Source organism: Haloprofundus sp. MHR1, from assembly GCF_005155585.1.
GTDB lineage: Archaea > Halobacteriota > Halobacteria > Halobacteriales > Haloferacaceae > Haloprofundus > Haloprofundus halophilus.
In genome coordinates, this window is record NZ_CP039833.1 from 17,846 (window position 1) to 34,761 (window position 16,916).

At 67.4% G+C, this 16,916-nt stretch carries 15 protein-coding genes and 1 tRNA gene; 5 read left to right on the forward strand and 11 right to left on the reverse strand.

Annotated features, from left to right (window positions below; all coding sequences use genetic code 11):
* Positions 1-129: 129 nt before the first annotated feature.
* Positions 130-2,469 carry a DEAD/DEAH box helicase gene (locus tag FCF25_RS00080; protein ID WP_137046889.1) on the forward strand — a complete coding sequence of 780 codons (2,340 nt, stop codon included), beginning with the start codon at positions 130-132 and terminating at the stop codon, positions 2,467-2,469.
* Between the two features lie 520 nt (positions 2,470-2,989).
* On the opposite strand, the gene malA is transcribed toward FCF25_RS00080, so the two are convergent.
* On the reverse strand, positions 2,990-4,972 hold the full coding sequence (malA, locus tag FCF25_RS00085) for an alpha-amylase MalA (RefSeq protein ID WP_137046890.1): 1,983 nt from the start codon (positions 4,970-4,972) through the stop codon (positions 2,990-2,992).
* A 129-nt stretch (positions 4,973-5,101) separates the two neighbouring features.
* Here malA and FCF25_RS00090 point away from each other — a divergent pair, with 129 nt between their 5' ends.
* Complete coding sequence (locus FCF25_RS00090) at positions 5,102-9,628, forward strand: glycoside hydrolase family 15 protein (RefSeq protein WP_137046891.1); 4,527 nt, start codon at positions 5,102-5,104, stop codon at positions 9,626-9,628.
* An 18-nt stretch (positions 9,629-9,646) separates the two neighbouring features.
* Here FCF25_RS00090 and FCF25_RS15915 read toward each other — a convergent pair whose 3' ends face one another.
* Genes FCF25_RS15915 through FCF25_RS00100 form a run of 3 tightly spaced genes read right to left on the reverse strand, consistent with a single transcriptional unit; the run spans position 9,647 to position 10,323 of the window.
* Positions 9,647-9,769, reverse strand: coding sequence for a hypothetical protein (locus tag FCF25_RS15915; protein ID WP_256360027.1), 123 nt, complete (start codon positions 9,767-9,769; stop codon positions 9,647-9,649).
* Entirely contained in the window at positions 9,766-10,041 is a 276-nt protein-coding gene (locus FCF25_RS00095; RefSeq protein ID WP_137046892.1) for a hypothetical protein, read from the reverse strand. Before FCF25_RS00095 ends, FCF25_RS15915 begins: the two co-directional genes overlap by 4 nt.
* Before the next feature lie 36 nt (positions 10,042-10,077).
* On the reverse strand, positions 10,078-10,323 hold the full coding sequence (locus FCF25_RS00100; protein WP_117590958.1) for a hypothetical protein: 246 nt from the start codon (positions 10,321-10,323) through the stop codon (positions 10,078-10,080).
* 443 nt (positions 10,324-10,766) lie between these two features.
* Between FCF25_RS00100 and FCF25_RS00105 the strand changes: the two genes are divergently transcribed.
* The 3 genes from FCF25_RS00105 (at position 10,767) to FCF25_RS00115 (ending at position 12,046) form a co-directional block, all read left to right on the forward strand.
* Positions 10,767-11,012, forward strand: a complete 246-nt coding sequence (locus FCF25_RS00105) for an MFS transporter (RefSeq protein ID WP_137046893.1) — start codon at positions 10,767-10,769, stop codon at positions 11,010-11,012.
* Positions 11,013-11,084: 72 nt separating this feature from the next.
* Complete coding sequence (locus FCF25_RS00110) at positions 11,085-11,564, forward strand: SRPBCC family protein (RefSeq protein WP_137046894.1); 480 nt, start codon at positions 11,085-11,087, stop codon at positions 11,562-11,564.
* Between the two features lie 77 nt (positions 11,565-11,641).
* Complete coding sequence (locus FCF25_RS00115; RefSeq protein WP_137046895.1) at positions 11,642-12,046, forward strand: VOC family protein; 405 nt, start codon at positions 11,642-11,644, stop codon at positions 12,044-12,046.
* A 74-nt stretch (positions 12,047-12,120) separates the two neighbouring features.
* Here the strand turns inward: FCF25_RS00115 and FCF25_RS00120 are convergent, their stop codons facing one another.
* The 7 genes from FCF25_RS00120 to FCF25_RS00150 all read right to left on the reverse strand — a co-directional run bounded on the left by FCF25_RS00120 (position 12,121) and on the right by FCF25_RS00150 (position 16,904).
* Positions 12,121-13,053 (reverse strand): DMT family transporter, encoded by a 933-nt coding sequence (locus tag FCF25_RS00120; protein WP_137046896.1) that lies wholly within the window; start codon positions 13,051-13,053, stop codon positions 12,121-12,123.
* A gap of 69 nt (positions 13,054-13,122) precedes the next feature.
* Positions 13,123-13,701: an NAD(P)/FAD-dependent oxidoreductase gene (locus tag FCF25_RS00125; protein WP_137046897.1), complete on the reverse strand. Its 579-nt coding sequence runs from the start codon at positions 13,699-13,701 to the stop codon at positions 13,123-13,125.
* 223 nt (positions 13,702-13,924) lie between these two features.
* Positions 13,925-14,668 (reverse strand): 7-cyano-7-deazaguanine synthase QueC, encoded by a 744-nt coding sequence (gene queC, locus FCF25_RS00130; RefSeq protein ID WP_137046898.1) that lies wholly within the window; start codon positions 14,666-14,668, stop codon positions 13,925-13,927.
* A 27-nt stretch (positions 14,669-14,695) separates the two neighbouring features.
* Entirely contained in the window at positions 14,696-15,463 is a 768-nt protein-coding gene (locus FCF25_RS00135) for a 7-carboxy-7-deazaguanine synthase QueE (RefSeq protein ID WP_137046899.1), read from the reverse strand.
* The gene (locus tag FCF25_RS00140) at positions 15,463-15,924 is read right to left on the reverse strand and encodes a 6-pyruvoyl tetrahydropterin synthase family protein (protein WP_137046900.1); all 462 of its coding nucleotides are present in this window, start codon (positions 15,922-15,924) and stop codon (positions 15,463-15,465) included. Before FCF25_RS00140 ends, FCF25_RS00135 begins: the two co-directional genes overlap by 1 nt.
* 205 nt (positions 15,925-16,129) lie before the next feature.
* On the reverse strand, positions 16,130-16,534 hold the full coding sequence (locus FCF25_RS00145) for a thioesterase family protein (protein WP_117590950.1): 405 nt from the start codon (positions 16,532-16,534) through the stop codon (positions 16,130-16,132).
* 296 nt (positions 16,535-16,830) lie between these two features.
* Positions 16,831-16,904 (reverse strand) — tRNA-Tyr (locus FCF25_RS00150).
* Positions 16,905-16,916: the final 12 nt, after the last annotated feature.

Genomic DNA, 16,916 nt, shown 5'->3' on the forward strand with positions numbered 1-16,916 from the left:
CCTCTCTCCCCGCGTCCCCCGTCTCGAACGAGGATGCGCCGCGTAGAGCGGCGGCGGCGGGCGGTACGGGCAGCGGTCTCGGAGGGGGCCCACCGCAACCGTTAGGCGCGTCCACTGCCGAACGCGGACGTGGACGAGTTCATCGCGTGGCTTCGGGACCGACCGTACTATCGGGGGCAGATAGCCGACCACCGGACGGTCCCGGCGCGCGACCCGGAGTTCGCCGACGTGGACCTCGAACCCAGGCTCGGGTCGGCGCTCGAATCGCGGGGCATCGACCGCCTCTACCGCCACCAGGCCCAGGCGGTCGAAGCCGTCAGAGACGGGGGAAACGTCGTACTGGCGACCCAGACGGCCAGCGGGAAGAGCCTCGCGTACACGGTTCCGGCGTTCGAGCGCGCGATGGACCACGGCGGCCGGACGCTGTACCTCGGTCCGCAGAACGCGCTCGTCGCGGACCAAGCCGAGACACTCGGCGAGTTGGCTCGGGACCTCGGCTTCGGCAGTCGTGTCTCCGTCGCGCAGTACACCGGTCGCCTCTCGCAGTCCGAGAAACGGGCGGTCCGGGACCGCGCCCCGACGGTGTTGCTGTCGAATCCCGATATGCTGCACTACGCGCTACTGCCGCACGCCCATCGGCTCTGGGAGTGGTTCTTCTCGTCGCTCGAAACGGTCGTCGTCGACGAGGTCCACGGCTACCGCGGCGTCTTCGGGAGTCACGTCGCGCTGACGCTCCGGCGGCTGAACCGCATCTGCGAGCGGTTCGACGCGAACCCGCAGTTCGTCTGTTGTTCGGCGACCATCGGCAATCCCGTCGAACACGCCGCGCGCATCACCGGACAGAGAGAATCGTCGTTCGCGCTCGTCGACGAGGACGCGGCGGCGACGGGCGAGAAGCACTGGGTGCTGTGGAACCCGCCGGAGTACGAGAGCGACGGTCAGGGAGGCGGGAGTGGGCGGCGAAAGTCCAGCCACACAGAGACGAAGAACCTGTTCGTCGACCTGGTGGCGAACGACTACCAGACGCTGGCGTTCACCCGCGCTCGACAGGCCGCCGAACGCTACGCGACCGACAGCGGCAAAGAGCTTCGACGGCGCGGCGAGCGCGACCTCGCGCGGAAGGTTCGGGCGTACCAGGCGTCGCTGAAGCACGACACCCGAAGAGAGATCGAGGCGCGGTTGCACGACGGCGATTTGCGGGGCGTGTGGAGCACGAACGCGCTGGAACTCGGCGTCGACGTGGGCGGCTTGGACGCCGTGGTTCTCGACGGCTACCCCGGCACGCGGATGTCGACGTTCCAGCAGGCGGGGCGAGCGGGCCGCGGGGCGGACGCGGCGCTGGTCGTCCTCGTCGCCGGCGAGGACCAGCTCGACCAGTACCTGATGCGGAATCCCGACGAGCTGTTCGAGGGTGCCCCCGAAAAAGCGGCGTCGGACCCCGAGAACACCGAGCTGCTGCCCGACCACGTCGCCTCCGCGGCCGCCGAAAACTGGCTCTCGGTCGACGACGAGCGGGTTTTCGGGCCGCCGTATCCGGACGTCGTTTCGAGGCTCGAAGCGGCGGGACGACTGGACCGCCGCGACACCGAACAGGGGTTGCGGTGGATTCACAGCGGCGAGGGGAGTCCGCAGCACTCGACGAGCCTCCGGACCATCGAGCGCCGGGAGATCGACCTCGTAGTTCGCGACCGAAACGAAGTCGTGGCGTCGCTGTCGTTCTCGGACGCGCTCCGCGACGCGCATCCGGGCGCAGTCTACCACCATCAGGGCCAGTCCTACGAGGTAATCGACCTCGATTTGGACCGCGATATCGCCGAGTTGCAGGCGACGTGGGCGGACTACTACACGCGCGTGCTGACGGACAAGGAGATCGTCGTCAACGAGGATATCGTCGAGAAACCGTTGTCGGCGCGGCCCGACACCTCAGTTCGCTTCGCCGACGTGACGATGACAGAGCAGATAACCGGCTTCGAGCGCCGCGACCCCAAGCGCGGCGAAGCAATCGGACGGAAGGCGCTCGACCTCCCCGAGACGAGTCTACGGACCAAGGCGCTGTACTTCACGGTCCCCGACGACGTCGAACGCGAGATGCGCGAATCGGCAGGCGACCGGGGATTCAACGGCGGCATCCACGCCGCCGAACACGGGATGATTTCGCTGTTTCCGCTCGCGCTGCTCTGTGACCGCGCGGACATCGGCGGCCTCTCGACGCCGCACCACCCCCACACCGGGAAAAGTACCATCTTCGTCTACGACGGCTATCCTGGCGGCGTGGGGCTCACACGCGGCGGCTACGACCGAGTGGAGACGTTGATGGCGCGCACCGCGCGACTCGTCGACGACTGCGACTGCGCAGACGGCTGTCCGGCGTGCGTCCAGTCGCCGCACTGCGGCAACGCGAACGAACCGCTCTCGAAAGAGCCGGCAGTTCTGTTACTCGACTCGCTCACAGGTCGCTCTCGTCGCTGACGGGTCCGTCGGTACCGCTGGGTCGTCGCCGTCGCGGGCCGCCGCTGCGAGATGCGCCGTCGAGACGCGGTCGTTCGAATCTGTGACTGTTCGGGCGATTCGCGCAGTCAAAAGGTGAGGCCGACGCGTCGACTGTCGAGTGCATGGCACGACAAACGGTGTTGTCGACCTCCAGAATGTCATGTCTTCTGAACAGTCATAAGTCTTTATGGAAACTGACGGCGTCTGACGTAATCTACCTCGACAAGTAGCGATAACCGTCGAATACGTCCGCACGGACGGACGGTGAGTTCGGTAGTTAGACAGGATGTACGGTGTGTTTGAACTCCTAAACTCCGGGATTCGGATCGTCGAGCATCGTCTCGAACTCGTCGACACGGGCCCGTATCTCGCTGAGTCGTTCGCGCGATTTGGCAGTCGTTTGCGCGGTTTGACAAGACACTGACAAGACCCGGGCTGTCCGCGTTCAGACCACCGCCTCGGCGGGCAGTCGTGCTGGCGTCACCTCGCTCATCGCTCGTCACTCGCCCACCGGGAGCACCGCGACGTGGTCGACGTACAGGCCGCGTTCGTCGGCTTCCAACGCCTCGCCGGAGACGACGTCGCGGTTCTCGACCGACGGGCCGAACTCGACGGGCGCCGGCTCCGCGCCGAAGTTCAGCGCGACGACGTACCTCTGCCCGTCCTCGCGAGCGAAGGCGACGACGCGGTCCGACTCGGACTCGTAGTCGACGCGGCTGAATTCGCCGTCGTAGCGGAGCGCGTCCGTCTCGTTGCGTGCCTCGATAAGCGACTCGTAGTGGTCGCGGAGTTCCTCGTTCGCGTGGCCCCACGCGAGCGCGTCGCGTCGACCTCGCTGCCCGAGTTCCTGTCCGCCGTACAGCATCGGCACGCCGGGAAGCGTGAACAGCGCCGCACCCGCGGCGTACGCCTCGGCGTCGCCGCACTCGACGACGTATCTCGTCTCGTCGTGGTTTTCGAGGTAGAGCATGAACGACGCGTGGTCGGGGAAGCCGACCTCCGTGCGCTGTTCGACGGCGTCGAGGATGGCTTCGGCGGGTTCGACGCCGCGGCCGACCTGTCTGAGTGTGAAGTACAGCGTCGTGTCGAAGTGCATGTCGAACGCGAGGTCGTGGAAGTCCGCGACGTACGGAATCGTCTCGTCCAGCAGGAGAAACTCGGGGTCGCGCGCCTTCAGGCGCTCGCGGAGTTCGGTCCAGAACGGCCGCGAGACGGCCCACGCCATGTCGCAGCGGAAGCCGTCGGCGATTTCGGCCCACGTGTCCGCCGCGTCGAGCAGGTGCCTGCGGACTTCGAGGTTCGTGAAGTCGAAGTTGGCTATCTTCTCCCAGTCGAAGTAGGTGCCGGGTTCGCCGCTCTCCTGCCACTCGTACCAGTCGTAGTACTCCGACTCGGGGTTCCGGTAGGCGTCCTCGAAGAACGGGTGCTGGCGCGCGGAGTGGTTGAGCACGAGGTCGAACAGCACCTTCATCCCGCGGTCGTGGGCGGCGTCGACGAACGCCTCGTAGTCGTCGCGGGTGCCGAGATCCTCGGCGATAGAGAAGAAGTCGGTGATGTTGTAGCCGTGCGGGGCGTCGTCGTTCTGCAGCACGGGCGTGAGCCAGAGGCAGTCGACGCCCAGTTCGTCGAGGTAGTCGAGTCGCTTCGTCAGCGCCTCGAACGTGTTGTCGCTCTCCTCGTCGTCGGACGCGAAGCCGCGGACGTAGATCTCGTACAGCGTCGCCTCGGTCGACCACTCCGGCGGTTCGTTCAGCCGAACGACGGAGACGTTCGCGTCCGCGTCGGCCGACGAGTGGCCCTCGGCGTCGACCCGGCCCGAAGACGTGATTTCGCCGCGCTCGACGGCGACGGAGTCGGGTACGCTGTACGATTCGCCGACGGCGACGGCGTGGACGCGGGCGAGTTTCGGCAGTTTCGAGACGGGGACGCGGAGCTCCCAGCCGTCTATCGTCACGTCGCGGCCGCCGAGGTCGTCGCGGTCGTCGACGAGGAACTCCACGTCGAGCGAACCGCGAGGTCGGTCGCTGTTCGGGTTCGGTTGCGGGTCGGCGCGGACGACGACCTCGTCGCCTTCGACGGCTCCGTGGAGCTGGATTCGGGGCCGACCGCCGCCGCTCCCGCCGGACCCTGCGCCGGACCCCGACCCGCCGACACCGCCGCTCTCGCCGGTCGGTCGGGTCGAACCGCTGGCGAACCCGCTCGCTCCGCTGACGCCGCCTGCCCCGCCCGCGGGGGCGAGGTCGCCGGGGAACGCGCGAATCGTCTGCCGGTGGGTTCCGTCGGGCGCGTCGAGTTCGACGACGTACGTGCCGGGCACGTCCGGGACGATGAACTCGACGGGGTCGTCGTCGACCGACGCTCGGCTGGTGAGCGGCGCGGTCTCGACCCGCCAGCGGTACGTCGCCTCGGGGTCCGGGTCGGTCGGTGCCAGTTCGAGCGTCCGCCCGGTCGCGGTGAATCTCGGCGGGCCAGGATGGTGCATGGGCGTCGTATCGTATCCCACCACATTGACTTTACGCCCCATCGAACAGTTGCCGTTCGCGAGACGGAGTCGGTGACGCCGCGAGCGACCGCCACCAACGCTTATGCTATTTCGTCTCGCTTCTCCTGCATGAGACTCCGAACCGCGTTGAACGATTACAAGAGAAATCGTGGCGCGCGTTTTCCGGAGGAGTGTCCGACCGCGACCGGGGCCTTTTCGGCGCACGGCGACCGTCTCGTCTACGTCGACCCCCGCGGACGCCTCCGGGACTATTCGTCTTCGCTCTCCGGGCTTTACGGCATCGACCGGTCGCGTTTCGGCATCGAGACCGACGACGGGACGCGCTGGTTCGACGAACTGGAAGCCGTCCGACAGCACTACTACCGCGAGACGAACGTCGTCGAGACCGAGTACGACGCCGGGGCGTACACGGTCCACCAGTACGACCTCACGCTGGGCCGGGCGCACGTCACGCACGTCGAACTCCGCGGCGCGATTCCCGCGGACGCGCACCTGACGGCGTTTCTCACGTTCGCACCCGAAGGGAGAGAGACGCGCGTCGGCCGACTCATCCACGAGACGGCGGGGCCGAACGGCACGAAAGCCGTCGAGGTGTTCCACCGGACCGAGCACGACTACGTCACCGCCTCGACTGGATTGGCCGACGTCCGCGGGCAGATTCCCGAGCGGTTCGAGGAGATGCTCTCCGACGACTCCTTCGAGTTCCCCCGCGAAGCGGTGTTGAACCGGTACGAGGACACCCACCTCAGCGGCGACATCGTCGTCTCCGCGCCGTTCGAACGCGAGGGCCGCGCCGCCCGAACGACGCTCGTCACGCAGCTCTCCGACCACGGCGAGTTGACCCGCGACCAAGCGCTGGCGGACCTCCGCGACTGCGCGCTCTCGCACGCGACGGCCGACGATTTGCGGAAAGCGGGACGGATGCGCGCCGAGGTGTACGTCCCCGACGGCGCGCCGAACGCCCGCGTCGTCCGCTCGGACCTGCGGGCGCTGTCGCTTCTCACCGCGCCGACCGGTGCGCACATCGCCGGCCCGGAGTTCGACCCCTTCTACGCGCACTCCGGCGGCTACGGCTACACGTGGTTCCGCGACGACGCCGAGGTCGCCGCGAACCTGCTGGAGAGCGACGAGCTGCTGGACCTCGATATGGACGACCAACTCCAGCGGAGCGTCGGCTTCCTCTGCGAGACGCAGGAGGACGACGGGTCGTGGCCGCACCGCGTCTGGGCCGTCGACGGGTCGCTCGCGCCGGGGTGGGCGCACGGCCGCGTCGAGGGCGGCGACAGCGACGAGTACCAGGCCGACCAGACCGCGAGCGTCACGACGTACCTCGCCACGTACCTGCGAAAGCGCGGTGAGCGGCTGAGTTCGTCCGAGCGGCGGAACGTACGCGAGGCGGTCGACCGGGCGGTGACCGCGATGGACGAGACGCTCGACGACGACGGCCTCCCGATTCGCTGTCAGAACGCGTGGGAGAACATGAGCGGACGGTTCACGCACACGGCCGCGACGTTCCTCGAAGCGTACGCCGCCGTCGCGCGTGCGCCCCTCGACGACGACCTCCGCGACCGCGCCGAGAGACGGGCCGAGGCGGTCGCAGAAGGTCTCGACGCCCTCTGGTCGGAGGACGACGGCCACTACGCGCTCCGCCTCGACGGCGGCCGCCTCGACGACCGACTCGACTCCAGCACGCTAGCGCTCGTCGACGCCTTCGACGAGTACAGTCACCTCGAAGAACCGACCGAGACCGAACTCGACCGACTGCGCGACCACGTCGGTGCGACGCTCGACGGGCTCTACCGCGACCCCGACGACACGCCCGTCGCCGGCCTCGTCCGTTTCGAGGGCGACACCTGGCGACGCGGCGACCAGGAGCCCTCGAAAGTGTGGTCGGTGTCGACGGCGTGGGGGGCCAACGCCGCGGTCACGCTCGCGTCGCTGCTCGCGCGACTCGGCTACGACGGCGAGGCGTTCCTCGCCCGCGCGGAGACGCTGTACGAACTGCTGTTGCCGGAGGGGCCGTTCGCCACCGAGGCGGGCTATCTGGCCGAACAGATATTCGACGACGGCACGTTCGACAGCGCCACCCCGCTGGGGTGGTCGCACTCGCTCCGACTCGCGACGACGGCGCTGTTGCGCGAAGTCGACGCGCTCCCGGTGAGCACGCCCGCACCGTCGGGGCCGGAGGAGTGGCCCCGGTGGACGACCGGCGAGAAGTACGGCGTCGGCACTGTCGCCGACCACGGCAGCGAGGACCCCTCCCGCGTCTGGTTCACGCTCACCGAGGGCGCGCTGACCGAGGTTCGGTTCCCCCGCGTCGACCTGATGAACCTGCGGACGTTGGACTTCCTCGTCGTCGACGCCGAGGAGGAGTCGAGCTACACGGCCAGAACGTACAACGAGACGCGCCGCGACGACGCCGCCGAGACGATAGAGCGGCGGGCCGAAATCGTCGAGGAGGACGCGCTCGTCTTCCGTCACACTATTTCCGAACGCGGCGACGGCCGCGGCCACGAGTGGGAACTCGTCGTCGAGTACGCCGCCGACCCCGAGCACGACGCGCTGCTCGTCGACGTCGACTTCGAGGCGCTCGACGACAACGAGTACCAGTTGTACAGCGTCGCGGACACGTCGCTGACGAACACCGGCACGAAGGACCGCGGCATGCGACTCGGCAAGCCCGGCAGCTACCACCTCGTCGCCCGCGACGCCGGCGCGTACGACGTCGGCGACCCGCTTCTGACCGACGAGGAGGGCGAACCGTACAGCGTCGCCCTCGCGCTCGCGGCGGCGCACCGCTTCGAGTGGGCGACCGTCGGCGTCGCCGGCTCGGAGTACCTCCACGGCCTCTTTTCGGGCGGCGAACAGCCCGACTCGCACTCCCGCGTCGACGACGAGAACATCGTCCTCGTCGGTCGGGTCGGCGTCGGTACCGACCTCGCTGAGACGCTCGCGCTCGGCTTCGGCGAGAACGCCGACACCGCGGCGGCGCTCGGCGAGGCCGCTGGGGCGCTGACTCGCGGCTACGAGACGGTCCGGTCGGCGTACGTCGGCTCGTGGGAGGGGTTCCTCGAACCGAAGGAGCTGCCGAGCTGCGTCGTCGACGACGACGACCTGAGGGCGCAGTACAAGAGCTGTCTGATGGGTCTCCGCGCCGTCGAGGACAAGACGTTCCTGGGTGCGGGCATCGCCTCGCCGTCCGTGCCGTGGGGCGAGGCGGTCAGCGCCGAGGAGGCGAAGGGGTACGGCTACAACTTCGTCTGGGCGCGCGACCTCTATCAGGTGTTCACGGTCTTCGAGGCGGTCGGCGACCTCGAGACGGCCGAGGACGCGCTGTCGTACGTCTACAACTACCAGCAGGACGACCACGGCTTCATCCCGCAGAACTCCTATCTCGACGGGCGGACCCGCTGGGGCGGCGAGCAGATAGACAACATCTCCTTCCCGCAGGTGATGGCGTACCAGCTCTTCGAGGACGGCGTCGACTTCGAGGACACCGACTACGACTACCTCAACGTCAAGCGCTCGGCGGACTACGTCGCCAGAAACGGCCCCGCGACGGCCCAGGAGCGCTGGGAGGAGGAGGCGGGTTACTCGCCCTCCTCTATCGCCGCCGAAATCGGCGGGCTCGTCTGCGCGGCCGCCATCGCGCTCGACGAGAGGCGGACCGACGACGCGCTCGTCTGGTTGGCGCTGGCTGACGACTGGACCGAGAACGTCGAGACGTGGACCGCCACCGAGACGGGGACCGAGCTACACACCCACACGCCGTACTACGTGCGGGTGACGCGCGACGGCGACCCCGAGGCGGGCCACCTGCGGACGTTGGCGAACAACGGTCCGACGCTCGACGAGCGCGAGATAATCGACGGCGGGTTCCTCGAACTCGCGCGACTCGGAATCAAGCCGTGGGACGACGAGGTGATTCGGAACACGCTGGTCGAAGTCGACGAGACCATCCGCGTCGACACGCCGTACGGGCCGGCCTTCTACCGGTACAACGGCGACGGCTACGGCGAGCAGGGCGGCGACGAGGAGGGCGCGCCGTGGTCCATCGAGACCAAAGGACAGGGTCGGCTGTGGCCCATCTTCACCGGCGAGCGCGGCGAGTACGAACTGCTCGCCGGAACCGAGGACGGCCCCCTCGCGCCCGAGAACCTGCTGCGGACGATGGCGGCGTTCGCCAACAGCGGGCGGATGCTCGCCGAGCAGGTGTGGGACCGCGACCAGGAGACCGAGTACAACTGGCAGTTCGGCGAGGGAACCGGCTCCGCGACGCCGCTGGCGTGGAGCATGGCGCAGTTCGTCCGTCTCGCCCACGGCATCGACGCCGGGAGACCCGTCGAGATGCCGACCGTCGTCGCCGAGCGCTACCTCGAAACCGAGCGACCCGAGGGGCCGGCGGTCCGCGTCGACACCGACTTCCGCGGCGACACGATTCACGTCAGCGGCGAGACCGACGCCGCGGTCGTCGCAGTCCGGACCAGCGAGGGGACGGCGCTCGTCGAACCCGAGGACGGGACGTACGAGGCGGCGATCGACATCTCCCACGGCGAGAACCAGATAATCGTCGCCGCGGCGACCGACACCGACCTCGAAACAGCGGGGACGACGGTGAAGCGGTTCACGCTCTGAGCCGAAGCGCGCCGATTCTCACCGACGGTCGTCGCGTCGACGCTGCGGGACGAGTTTCCCGACTCGGTCGCAGACGAACGCGAGCGCGACGAAGACCAGCCACCGAGTCGGCGCGTCGGGACCGCCGGGATTCACGCTCACTCGCTCTCTGCGCCGGGCCGCGGTGACGCGTCGCGCGCCTGCTTCTCGCGGACGTAGACGTACGCCAGGAAGGCGGGAATACCGGGGAGGAACCCGGCGAAAAACAGCGCCGTCACCCCGAGCGCCCACGCCGGGGCGTAGTCGAGGCCGTTGCGTTTCGCGTCGCTGTAGACGAACAGGCCGGCGCCTATCGGGATGACGAGTATCAGGAGGATAATCGTCAGCTCGGGACCGCCCGGCAGTGCGCCGAACAGCGGGGTTGGAGGGGTCATGCTCCCGAAATAACAGCGCGGGAGAATAACTCTTGTCTACAGACCGCCCTTCTCGCGCACGTAGAAGTACGCCGCCAGCGCGAGCAGACCGGGGAAGAACCCGGCGAAGAACAGCGCGACGACGCCGAGCGCCCACGCCGGGGCGTAGTCGAGGCCGTTGCGTTTCGCGTCGCTGTAGACGAATCCGCCGATACCGACCGGGATGAGCAGGAACAGGAGGAAGAGGATGAGCAGTTCGGGACCACCGGGCAACGCGCCGAACAGCGGGGTTGGAGGGATCATCACCGACACGTTTACCACAGACGACAAATATCGTTCGGATTCGATCGGATACTTAACAGTACCGCGGGCATGCGTCACACACTCCGAGTACGGTTAAGTGACAACCCAGTATAGAGAAACCTGCGACGCCCCCGCTGGCGTCTACACACGGAGGATACGACCCATGCCAAACTACGAAATCCCGACCGACGCCGACCGAAAGCGCACGCGCTGCGCGTTCGGCGAGCGAGTCGGGGTCCTCCGCGTCTCACTCCTACCGACGGGGCCGCGCGGGAACTAACCCCGCTCGACTCCGTCGACGCGCTACCGTTCGAGAGCGACCAGCGACCGGTACGTCCGGTCTCCGAATGGGTCCTCGCATTGCTTTGGCCCCACTTCCGCTTCGCTCTCGCTGGCGCGTCCCCGTCCAGTCTCCGACGACCAACCACGACTACAAGCAACCGATGTACACCACGTCACAACACCGCAGTACCGCTCAGACGACCACCACGGCCGACCCCACGTTCGGCGTCACCGTCGCGCTCGCCGTCGCCCCTTTAGCGATATTCGTCGCCCTGTCGTACGCGGCGTTCACCGCCGTGTTCGTCGTCGGCGTCCTGACGACGCTGGCCGTTTCGTTCGTCCGCCGCCGACTGTCGGAGACGGCTCGTCGCCGTGAGACGGCGTTCGACCGCGCGACCCGCGCGTGAGCGTGAGACCCGAGTGGCGGCCACTTCGGCACGGACGACCTTTTGCGTCTCACGCCCGTAGTTCAGACACCGATGGCCGTCTACAAGCGACGAGTCCGTGTCGCCGCACCGCTGGACGAAGTGTGGGAGTTCTACTCCCGAATCGAGGGGCTGAAAGCGCTGACCCCCGAGTGGATGGGTCTCAGCGTCGAAGCCGTCCGCGGCCCCGACGGGGAGGCAAACCCCGATGTCCTCGACACCGGGACGGAGATTCGGATGGCGATGCAACCGCTCGGCGTCGCGCCGAAGCAGCGGTGGACCTCCGTCGTCGTCGGCCGCGAAGAGGGGGACAGTTCGCCGTGGTTCCGCGACGAGATGATCGGCGGACCGTTCCCGAGGTGGGTCCACACCCACGAGTTCTACGGGGACGGGGACGAGACCGTCGTCTCCGACACCGTCGAGTACGAACTTCCGGGCGGTGAACTCGGACGGAGAGCGAGTCCGCTCGGCCGCGTCGGCTTCGAGCCGATGTTCCGGTACCGACACCGGAAGACGAAACAACTACTGGAGTAGTGTAGAACGTCGCCGCCGTCGCCACGCGACGCCGACCGTCCCCGCACGGTTTTGTCGGGTCGCGTCGATGATTTCGTATGGATATCTCCGTCGTCGACGTCGACCACGTCGCCATCCGCGTCTCGGATATCGACCGCACGCTCTCGTTTTACCGCGACCTGTTAGGGATGGAAGTTCGCGACCGCGAGCGATTCGAGTCCGGGGAGGTGCCGTACGTCGCCGTCGTCGCCGGCGGGCGGCACATCCACCTCGTGCCGACCGACGACGACATCGACGTCGGCGGCGAGCACATCTGCCTCCTGCTGCGCTCGAACGAGATGGAAACCGAAGCGGAAATCGAGACGCTGCTCTCGGAACTCCGAGAGGAAGGCGTCGAAGTCGAGGAGGGCGAGCCGTACAAGCGATACGGCGCGTACGGCCGCGACTGGGCGGCGTACGTCCGCGACCCGGACGGGCGGCGCGTGGAGTTGAAACTGCACTAACTCGGTCGAAACTGCACCAACTCGGTCGGAACTGCACTAATACGGTCACACTGCACCGAGCGCTCTGCGCGCGCTCAGTCGTCGACGGCGCGCGCTCCGTCGCCGGGCGGGTCGGCGCGGCGCGCACCGGTCGTGACGTAGATTCCCCCGAGAACGACGGCTCCGCCGGCGAGCGTCGCGGGCGTCGGCACCTGCGAGAGCAGCACGAGCGCCAGGAGCGTGCTGCCGACGGGTTCGCCGAGCAGCGAGACGCTGACGACGCTGGACTCCAGATGCGCGAGCGCCCAGTTGATGACGGTGTGGCCGAACAGCCCCGGTCCGAGCGCCATCGCGGCGAACAGGAGCCACTCGCGGCGGGGGTAGTCGAGAAGCGGGAGGCCGCGGGCGACGACCAACGCGAGGAGAACGAGCGCACAGACGCCGTAGACGACCGTCACGTACGGAAACAGCGCGACGCGCTGTCGTATCGAGCGGCCGGCGAGCACGTAGCCAGCGGCGGTCACCGCCCCGACGACGGCGAGCGCGTTGCCGTAGAGGGGGTCGTCGCCGACGACTGCGGCACCGGTGAGAAAGTCGCCGAGCGACATGACGACTATCCCGACGAGCGCGATAGCGATGCCGACGACGGTTCGACCGGTGACGCGCTCGTCCAACAGCGCCCACGCGCCGAGGGCGACGAACAGCGGTTGCGCCTGCACGAGCGTCACGCTCGCGGCGACGGAGGTCCAGTTCAGGCTCTCGAACCACGAGGCGAAGTGCAGCGCCAGCGCCGCGCCCGCCACCGCAGCGAAGAACAGGTCTCGGGAACCCAGTCGAGCGAAGTCGCCGCGGTTTCGGGTGAACGCGACGGGGGCGACGAGCGCGAGCGTGAACAGCACGCGGTAGAACGCCTTGACGAGGCTCGGCGCTTCGCTCCACGTGACGAGGATGGCGCTGGTGCTAACTGCCAGAATCGCGACGACGAGTCCGGCCAGCGGCGAGACGCGGGCCTCGGGAGCGGAACGCACGTGACGCCCGACGAACACCGAGGGTTTACCGGTTGCGGATGCGGCGTCCGGCGGGCGGTCGGTGGAGACTCAGTCGGACGCGTTTGCGTCGTTCTCGCCGGACACGTCGAAGTCGCGGAACGGTTCGCCCGTCTCCTCGCTCAGGATGTCGAGCGCGGCGACCGCGCCGTCGCCGGCCGAGATAATCGCTTGTATCTTCTCCGCGCGGGCGGCCCATCCGGCGGCGTAGACGCGGGGGGTGGTCGTCCGCATATCGGTGTCGACGACCACGGTACCGTCGGCGGCGCGCTCACAGTCCACGTCGGCGGCGAGTTCCCGCACCCGACCCGACGCGAGGACGAGGTAGTCGGCCGCACACTCGCCCTCGTCGGTCGTGACGACGAACTCCGAACCGTCTTTCAGCAGTTCCGTCACGCGCTCGTTCCGACGGTCGACGCCGTAGCGGTCGGTCTGTCGACGGGCGCGCCCGACGAGCGTCGTGCCGTCGACGCCGTCGCCCTCGTCGACGCCGAGGTAGTTGAACAGCCGTGCGCGATGCATCGGCGTCTCGTCGGCGTCGAACAGGGTCACTTCGAGCCCGTTCTTGGCCGCGAACAGCGCGGCACTGAGCCCGGCAGGGCCTCCCCCGACGACTGCCACGTGTGTCATGTGCGTACAGAAGTCACAAAGGACGATAAGGGCTCTCCGAGTCCGGAGAACCGATAGGTCTCGGGAACGGGCGGGTGGTAGAGGGGCCGGAGTCGACGGAGAGAATCGATTCGAGTCACCGCGTGCACGCGTGGACGCGGCGGGGTGGAAACGGAGCGAGGTGAAAACAGAGCAAGGTGGAAACGGAGCGGGGTGGAAACTGAGCGGGGTGAAACGAGGGAAATCAGTCGGCGTACTGCGGCCGCTCGGCGTACTCGATGGGGTCGCGGACGCCGACGTTCTGGAACGCTTCGAGCCGATAGGCGCAGGAGTCGCAGGTGCCGCAGGCGGGTTCCTCCGCGCGGTAGCAACTCCACGTGTGCTCGAACGGGACGCCGAGTTCGACGCCGCGGGCGGCGATATCGGTCTTCGAGTCCTCGACGAACGGGACTTCGACGGCGATGTCGGTTTCGGGTTTCGTCCCCACGTCGACCATCGCCTCGAACGCCTCGAAGAACTCCGGGCGGCAGTCGGGGTAGCCCGCGTAGTCCTCGGAGTGCGCGCCAACGAAGACGGCCTCGCAGTCGTTGGCTTCGGCGTAGGAGACGGCCATCGACAACAGGTTCGCGTTGCGGAACGGAACGTAGGTGTCGGGAATCTCCTCGCTTTCGGTGTCGGCGTCGGCGACGGCCATCGCGTCGTCGGTGAGGCTCGACGCCCCGATGCGTTTCAGATGGTCGGTCTCGATGTGGAGAAAGTCGCGCGCGCCCAGCTCCTCGGCGAGTTTCGTCGCGCAGTCGTACTCTCTGGTCTCGGTCTTCTGCCCGTAAGAAGTGTGCAGGAAGTGGAGTTCGTAGCCGCGTTCCTTCGCCTCGTAGGCGGTCGTCGCGCTGTCCATCCCGCCGGAGAGGAGCACGACGGCGCGTTTTTCGTTCGGTTCGTCGTCTGTCGGGGTCGCATCCGCGTTTTCGGAGTTGTCGGGTGTCATGAGTGAGCGTCGGGGGAGTCGGTGGAGTTACTTCTCGGGTGCGTCGTTCCACAGGTCGACGTGGACGCGCGGCGTGTAGCGGTAGCCGTGTTCGAGTGCGAGGTCGGCGACGACGCCGCGCGTGCCGTCCAACTGTTCGCGGGTCTGTCCTTCCGGCATCAACAGCACGTCGTCGTCGTAGACGGGCGTGTTCGCCGTCTCGCGGACGTCGGCGACGAGCGACTCGACTTCGGGCATGTCGTCGGGCCCGGTGACGACGAACTTCAACTGGAAACTGTGGCGGTCGACGAGCGACGCCAGCGCGTCGAGGTCGATGCGGCGCTCTTCGTGGCGCTCGGCCCACTCGCCGTCGCCTTTCGGGTCTCGGTCGGGCGTCGGCGTGCTACTTTCGAGTTTGGGGCTGATACTCGCCAGATCGACCGGCGCGTCCGGGACGATGGTGCCGTTGGTCTCGACGGTCGTGTGGTAGCCACGGTCGGCGAGTTCGCGCAGGAGCGTCGCCGACGCGTCGTGAATCAGGGGTTCGCCGCCCGTCAGGACGACGTGGTCGGCGTCGAACGACTCGATCTCGGCCAGCACCTCGTCGAGACTCACCCAGGCGTGCGTCGGTTCCCACGAGGTGTGATAGGAGTCGCAGAACCAGCACCGCAGATTACAGCCGCTGGTCCGGACGAAGATGCTGGGAACGCCGGCGAGTTTCCCCTCGCCCTGCAGCGAGACGAACAGTTCGTTGAGGGGGAGCGCGTCGCCTTCGGGGGCGTCCCCGTTTCCGTCGACTCGCGAAGAAACCGGCATCAGTATCCGCCGCCGCAGAGTTCGCTCGTCTCGCTCACTTCGACGGCGACGTCGCGCACGGTGTCGGGCAGCGCTGCAGCGAGTTTCTCCTCCAAGAGGACGCTCATCACCTCGGCGGTCGGCGGCGCGTCGAGGACGACGGTGGCGTCGGCGTCGCCGGCGTCGGCGAACGCCTCGACCAGCGGGTCGCCGTCTTCGAGCAGGAACATGTGGTCCCACTCGTCGATGACCGCCGTGACCTCGCCTTTGTCGACGACCCACCCCTCCTCGGTGAGGTCGCCGACGAGGCGGACCGAAATCTCGTAGTTGTGACCGTGCGGGCGGCTACATTTCCCGTCGTGATGCATGAGCCGGTGACCCGCGCTGATTCGGATGGGGCGGTCGCGGCCGATGTGGAGGACTCGCTCGCCGGCGCGGGAGGCGAGCGTCTCCGAGTCGTCTTCGAGTGCACTCCGAGTCATACCTCGAGAATATCGTGTCGGCTATAAATACGTGGCGTCAGCTCGTCCGACGGGTCGCTCGACGGAGGACGTCGCCGAGTCAGAGTCAACAAATTCTAAAAACTGTGAAGTTCGTAGAGTCTGCACAATTTGTACAAATTGTACAATTCGCACAAATTGTGTGATTTGTGCGGATTGTGAGAATCTCGGAGGGCGCGTAACGCGCTCACTCCAGCGACGGTTCGTACTCGCGTAGTCGCTCGCGCCACTCGGTCGGAACCGCCGTCGGGCGCTTGGTCTCGCGGTCGACGACCACCTGCGTCGTCTCGGCGGTGGCGACGACGTCGGCGGCGCGGAGTTCGTACGTCATCGTGAAACTCGACTCGCCGAGGGAGGTCACGGCGACGGCCGCCGTGAGGTCGTCGTCGAAGGTGACGGGTTTTCGGTAGTTCAGTTCGAGATTGGCGACGACCATCGGCAGGTCGTCGGCGGTGAGACCGAGCACCTCCCGGAGGTAGCGGATGCGCGCCTGCTCGCAGTAACTGGCGTAGACGGCGTGGTTGACGTGGCCGAGCGGGTCGAGGTCCCGGAACCGAACCTCGATGTCGTGTTCGTAGGCGAAGTCGGTCATCGAGGACACTCGTCGGTCCACCGAGTAAACGACGGCGATTCGACAGTGGTCGGCGACGGTTCGAGAGACGAAATCGCTCGACGGGAGTCGAGAAGTCCGCTCTCCCCGTCCTCGTGAACGTAGTGAACGAGGGCTCGTGGCGAGCGAAAGCGAAGCCGCGGTGATCTGAACTCCGGAAGACATTCCGGGTCACTCACTACGTTCGCTCCCGGGGTGCGACTTCTCGGCCCAAATCGGGGAGAACAGTCCATCACATTCACCACTGCTCGCTCCGCTCGCGAGTGGAGAAAGTTCAGTCCGCTCTCCCCGATTTGAACGGGGGACAAGCCGATCTACAGTCGGCTGCTCTGCCAGGCTGAGCTAAGAGCGGTACCCGAAGATA

Bases quoted from the DNA above. Each gene is read 5' to 3' on its own strand.
- FCF25_RS00110 (WP_137046894.1), top strand. From the start codon at position 11,085: ATGGCCGTCTACAAGCGACGAGTCCGTGTCGCCGCACCGCTGGACGAA.
- FCF25_RS00115 (WP_137046895.1), top strand. From the start codon at position 11,642: ATGGATATCTCCGTCGTCGACGTCGACCACGTCGCCATCCGCGTCTCG.
- malA (WP_137046890.1), bottom strand. From the start codon at position 4,972: ATGCACCATCCTGGCCCGCCGAGATTCACCGCGACCGGGCGGACGCTC.
- FCF25_RS00090 (WP_137046891.1), top strand. From the start codon at position 5,102: ATGAGACTCCGAACCGCGTTGAACGATTACAAGAGAAATCGTGGCGCG.
- FCF25_RS00145 (WP_117590950.1), bottom strand. From the start codon at position 16,534: ATGACCGACTTCGCCTACGAACACGACATCGAGGTTCGGTTCCGGGAC.
- FCF25_RS00125 (WP_137046897.1), bottom strand. From the start codon at position 13,701: ATGACACACGTGGCAGTCGTCGGGGGAGGCCCTGCCGGGCTCAGTGCC.
- FCF25_RS00135 (WP_137046899.1), bottom strand. From the start codon at position 15,463: ATGCCGGTTTCTTCGCGAGTCGACGGAAACGGGGACGCCCCCGAAGGC.
- queC (WP_137046898.1), bottom strand. From the start codon at position 14,668: ATGACACCCGACAACTCCGAAAACGCGGATGCGACCCCGACAGACGAC.
- FCF25_RS00100 (WP_117590958.1), bottom strand. From the start codon at position 10,323: ATGATCCCTCCAACCCCGCTGTTCGGCGCGTTGCCCGGTGGTCCCGAA.
- FCF25_RS00140 (WP_137046900.1), bottom strand. From the start codon at position 15,924: ATGACTCGGAGTGCACTCGAAGACGACTCGGAGACGCTCGCCTCCCGC.
- FCF25_RS00095 (WP_137046892.1), bottom strand. From the start codon at position 10,041: ATGACCCCTCCAACCCCGCTGTTCGGCGCACTGCCGGGCGGTCCCGAG.
- FCF25_RS00105 (WP_137046893.1), top strand. From the start codon at position 10,767: ATGTACACCACGTCACAACACCGCAGTACCGCTCAGACGACCACCACG.